This window comes from Nitrosomonas communis (assembly GCF_900114745.1).
Taxonomy (GTDB): domain Bacteria; phylum Pseudomonadota; class Gammaproteobacteria; order Burkholderiales; family Nitrosomonadaceae; genus Nitrosomonas; species Nitrosomonas communis_A.
In genome coordinates this window covers 1-4,996 of the sequence record NZ_FOUB01000122.1, presented here as the reverse complement: position 1 = coordinate 4,996, position 4,996 = coordinate 1, and the positions used below count along the sequence as shown (strand labels likewise).

The window sequence follows — 4,996 nt, the reverse complement described above, 5'->3', positions numbered from 1 at the left end:
ACGACACACCGGATGACGCAGGAGGACGGGGACGGCATTTCAAGCCTAGCGAGACAGAATCCCTGCCGCTGACCCCAAGAGCCACATCCCCATCCCTATTTACTATATTAATCTATGGTTCTGTGGTGTGTCATCCTGCAAAATCCGATGGTAGACCCTGAAAGTGAAAGTGCATACATACACACTGATGGCGACGTAGGACATGAGCGCTATGTCCTGGAGCGCTGCGACAGCTTCTTTATAGTATAACCAGATTATTTTGATTATAATTTAGAGATGGCCTATTCATTAGATTTCCGCCGTAAAGTCCTGTCTGTCCGAAAGAAAGAAGGACTTACGATAGCCGAGGTGGCGGCCCGGTTTGATATTGGCGTGGCAAGCGTAACACGCTGGGTTAAGAACATCCATCGTAAACCTCAAGGGTTTCGCCAACGCAAGATTGATCTTGAGGTATTGCGGCAGGATGTTCTTGATTATCCTGATGCTTATCAGTACGAGCGGGCAAAACGTTTGGGGGTAGCGCAGAATGCTATTTTTCTGGCGCTCCAGAAGCTTGGCATCACCTATAAAAAAAACTCTGAAGCATCCCAAAGCAGACGCAAACGAACGGCGTATCTTCCAGGAGAAGATCGCTGCTTATGAAGCTGCAGGCCGGGCCATTGTCTACATTGATGAAAGTGGCTTTGCACATGATGCACCGCACACGCACGGCTATGCACCTGCTGGTCAGAGATGTCATGGCACGCATGACTCGCATGCGTAAGGTCGTATCAACGCGATTGGCGCCCTGATCGAAAAGCTATTGCTCTCCGTCAGCCTGTTTGCAGTCAATATCAGCGCTGATGTTTTTCACGGATGGGCGAGGCAGAACCTGTTGCCTAAATTGCCCTCACATGCCGTCGTTGTGATGGACAATGCCACCTTCCATAAGAGGCAGGATACGCAAGAGGCCATACAAAACGCTGGGCACACCCTTGAATACTTACCCGCTTATTCTCCTGATCTAAATCCCATCGAACATAAATGGGCACAGGCCAAAGCACTGCGTAAACAACAAAACCAAACCGTGAGATATTCTTCAAGTCCTATATATTTTGATCATTATTAACTGGTTAAGCTATATTCATAATTGAAGTAATCATCCAACAGCATATTAGCCAAGTAAAAAACAGGTGTTTATGCACAAAAAAGTCTAATAAGACTGTTCGTACTGCAACATCAAATTCTCAATTTTTATACTGCAGGTTTAATAAATGGAAAGTAGTTTTTTTTCTTATTTACTTACTAAAGGCAGACTGTTCTACTCATAGTGCTCCAATTATTATCAATTAACCGTTTTCTCATGATCTTCTGAAGCAGTACAATTAATTGCACTAATCTACCTAATCAATAGAAACAGATGAAACTCAAATCTAAAGTAGCCAAGTTTTAACTTTTTCACCTTGCTTTTCGCCATTCCCAAGGTAGAATTTGCTGGGTTTCTGGTAAACTCCACAATCCTACTCTATTTTTTCTAGCTTGCTCTTCCAATGCATAGAGACGTTGATCTCTAGCATATTTTCTATATACCCAAGCTGCACCAAGTCTTACCATTTCTGCATTTACATCAACATCGTCCTTATACACACGTCCAACTTTACGACCAAGCGATCTGTATCTTGTACTTTGACAATCACAGTTTTTCCATAAACAGGCCTAGACAATTCCTGCTTTGCACGCGTTCCATAAGGTTGGGCGGATTCTGGTGTATCTATCTCAGCCAAACCGCACTTTGATTTGCTGTTTTCGATCATCAAGGATAGTTATAGTGTCTCCGTCAGATATACCCATCACTCGTCCAATGTATTCCTGAGCTGTTGCAGAAAACGGCAAAAGAACAAGGTTGAGCAAGATAAGGAATAGTAGTGTTTTGGTTGCTACGGGCACTAAATTCTCCAAATTTAAATTAACCTGAGTTCGATATAAGGATTAAGCCACCAAAATTGGAAAAGTTTGAGAATGTCTAATATTAAGGGAGGGTTTCTTTTTCATAAATAGTGATAAAACTCTTTTCCAAAATACATTAATTATAAGAATCTAGATTCATTTTGCTGCTTTTTTTATCCCGAACTCACGTTGATATAAAAGTCAATAATTTTTAGCATAAAACTTATTCGTTAGACAGCATTACATTGTTTTACAACTGCTGTTCTTATTGAAAACTTGAATAACATGAACGCCACATATTAGATTTAAAAGGTTGATTATCCAATGAATGACAAGCTGGCGTCACTAGACAAGCGGTGTATGGGCAGCACAGACGAGGTAAATTGAGAATACCTTAGAGATTTTCCGGCTTTGAAGCAGTAAGTAATTATCAAAATGGAAGAAAGCTATGATAAGTGAACGCTAGACTCACGTTTTTAAAAACAAAGCTCATCATAAAAGTAAGTGAATTTTATAAAAATTCAAGTATGAACGCCCTCCCTTGAGGGAAGGTGTTCATTGTCATAAATGCAAGAGTTTTATAGTGTTGCTAAAAAAGCGACAAGATCAGCCTTTTCTTTTGCAGTAAGACCAATATTAAAACGATTATTGTAATACTCAACCACTCCTAGCAAATCAGCTACTGAACCATCATGGAAATAAGGTGGTCGTGACACTACAGAGCGCAGAACAGGCCCTTTAAAACGACCAATATCTTTCCATTTACCTGTGATCAAAGCACGGCCCGGATCGGTTGTCTGTATTTCATCGCCGGTTGTCTTGTTTCTCAGTGTATAGAGCGGCATATCCGGTGTACGGCGTGAAGCATCAGAAATACCTATATCCAGCGGCATTGGTGTTGAGTGATTTCCAGAATTAGGAGTGTTATGGCATGTCGTGCATGTACCTGAAATCACGGATTGGCTTAAATCATCATTAAGTCCTTTAACACCAGCGATATCGATACGTTTTGTGTTAAATAGCGTTTGACCGCGCGCAACAGCAGCCCGTGCAATCTCAGTACTAGTGGATGATTTGGTTGGTTTATAACGATACCAGGAATCGTAAAGCGACATTACATTGGGGTTAAAGGCCGCGCCAGTTTGATAATCACCAACGAGGGTATCATTTATACCAAAGTAATAATTTTGTTCTAAAAGCGCTCTAGGCCCCCCGCTTGCTTTCTCCGCGGTTAGCTCACCTGCTTCATTATCGAGAATCTGCGCGTTGAACAACCCTGATTCAAAATCCACGATCGCTTTTTGCTCCTCTTCACTCAAATCATGCAATGCTTCAGCATGCCCTAAGGTAGCGTGATTGGATTGAGTGGCCAAATCTTTAGATACAGGAGAAAAACAATTTGTAGTTCCAACAATACAATCCGTAGAAGTGGGATCCTGCGTGGTTTCGCGCCCATCCCACATGACACCACTTAAAAACTTGAGATTGGTACTTGGCATTGGGCGACGGAACAAAGACAACTCTTCTGCGCTTGCATGGCCGTAAGGATCATCAATTTCTATTAATTCAAACTCCGCATCATCAGGTATACCGATCCCAACGCGTATATTCGCTTTATTCAGCAGCATGCTGTACGCATCGCGACGTTCTTCAAGCGTTAACTGATCCGGATGAGGAGAGTCAGGATTATTAGCGCCATCAACTGGTCTAAAAAGTGGATCTAACCCTTCTGTTCTTTCGAAGATTTCTTGCACCCCTTTAGGAGTTATCGTCCATCCTTGCGAAGGTACATGGCATGAAGCACAACTGCGGCCATTAGTTCCTATACTTTTAAAAAATGGATTATCAAGATCTATAAAACCGGCAGTACTATATGTTGCATCTACACCATGACTATTCGTCGAACGCAGCATATTTGGCAGGCGATTTGAGCTGTTATTATTTTCTGCCGATACTGTTCTATCTGTAATTATTGGCGCTACCAGCAGCAAAAGTAAAGCGGCTACCGTCTTCAATTTAATTCTGTTTTTACTATTCACTACATACTCCCCTATTCTATATTTAGCATAACTAGATTCATAAGAAACTTGATGAGCCTAAATTGTTACTACGCACCAAAATCAAGCTGGAAAACTGCCGGATGGCCTAGCAACCTTACTGACGTCAAGGATTTTGATGAGTGCGAATCTTAGCACTCTTTTATGCTAAAAATGTTAATTTTTTATGTCAATGAGGTATGCAGTTTTACTAAAATATACCATCAACAAATGGTTATCATCATCCAACCCCAAATTATAATATAAGGTAAATATTTATTTTTAAATAATTAATTTTTCTAAATATTGGAAACGTATTATAAAGGGGCATAATAATTGTTTTTATTTGACATATGTTTTATCTTGATAGAATATATAATGTAGTACCTAATACAACCAATATCGCCAGCCACATAGAATCCGTGAATCATGCCATGCTATCCCGAAAAGAACTGCGCGAATTTCTAAGCCAAAAAGGTATGACTTAGCGTGTTTTAGTACCAGAGGCTGGCAAGGCTTATAATTTTTATTAGTCTATGTAATGTTCAGTACTCATTATTTTCCTTTTACTTTTAACCGAGCTTTAGATCGCTCAGATACGGTATAACTACTAAGCTATAAATGAGCTGCTCCTGCTAGTTGTGTTTTATGGGGAAGTCCATTTTTGGCAGCAAGTCGGCAAATATCTACACGAATGACGAGACGTTCAGTGCTGTAGCTATAGCAGATGCATTGTATTCTGGTGTATTGCAGAATAAGTGAAATTAGCTTCGGCTAATCTAGAGGATTATTTCTGTTAGCCTCTTAGCCAATTATTAAACGTTCTAGTTATGTAAAATCTCAGCTAATTTAACTCAGGAGAATTTAATTGTTCTCTACATGAATTGTGAACGTTATTGACAGTAACAGTTAAAAGCCAAGTCGGTAAAATAATTTGTTAACTGATGTTACGCAATCTTCATTTTTTGCAATTCAGCATAGGCTATCTGATTGGCTTTAATGAAAAGTTTTGCTCGTAATGCAAAATGATTGGC

The 4,996-nt window shown here is 40.2% G+C and carries 4 protein-coding genes and 1 pseudogene; 3 read left to right on the top strand and 2 right to left on the bottom strand.

Annotation, left to right across the window (positions count from 1 at the left end; genetic code table 11):
- The first annotated feature begins 276 nt into the window (after positions 1-276).
- Genes BM122_RS20185 through BM122_RS20175 form a run of 3 tightly spaced genes read left to right on the top strand, consistent with a single transcriptional unit; the run spans position 277 to position 1,108 of the window.
- On the top strand, positions 277-642 hold the full coding sequence (locus tag BM122_RS20185) for an IS630 transposase-related protein (RefSeq protein ID WP_074907341.1): 366 nt from the start codon (positions 277-279) through the stop codon (positions 640-642).
- The gene (locus BM122_RS24590) at positions 639-791 is read left to right on the top strand and encodes a hypothetical protein (protein WP_218152193.1); all 153 of its coding nucleotides are present in this window, start codon (positions 639-641) and stop codon (positions 789-791) included. Before BM122_RS20185 ends, BM122_RS24590 begins: the two co-directional genes overlap by 4 nt.
- 11 nt (positions 792-802) lie before the next feature.
- Positions 803-1,108, top strand: a complete 306-nt coding sequence (locus tag BM122_RS20175) for a transposase (protein ID WP_218152192.1) — start codon at positions 803-805, stop codon at positions 1,106-1,108.
- 329 nt (positions 1,109-1,437) lie between these two features.
- Here BM122_RS20175 and BM122_RS25645 read toward each other — a convergent pair.
- Together BM122_RS25645 and BM122_RS20165 are read right to left on the bottom strand one after the other, a co-directional pair.
- Positions 1,438-1,793, bottom strand: a pseudogene (locus BM122_RS25645) (thermonuclease family protein).
- 711 nt (positions 1,794-2,504) lie between these two features.
- Entirely contained in the window at positions 2,505-3,965 is a 1,461-nt protein-coding gene (locus BM122_RS20165; RefSeq protein ID WP_083398631.1) for a cytochrome c peroxidase, read from the bottom strand.
- Positions 3,966-4,996: the final 1,031 nt, after the last annotated feature.

Bases quoted from the DNA above. Each gene is read 5' to 3' on its own strand.
- BM122_RS20185 (WP_074907341.1), top strand. From the start codon at position 277: ATGGCCTATTCATTAGATTTCCGCCGTAAAGTCCTGTCTGTCCGAAAG.
- BM122_RS24590 (WP_218152193.1), top strand. From the start codon at position 639: ATGAAGCTGCAGGCCGGGCCATTGTCTACATTGATGAAAGTGGCTTTG.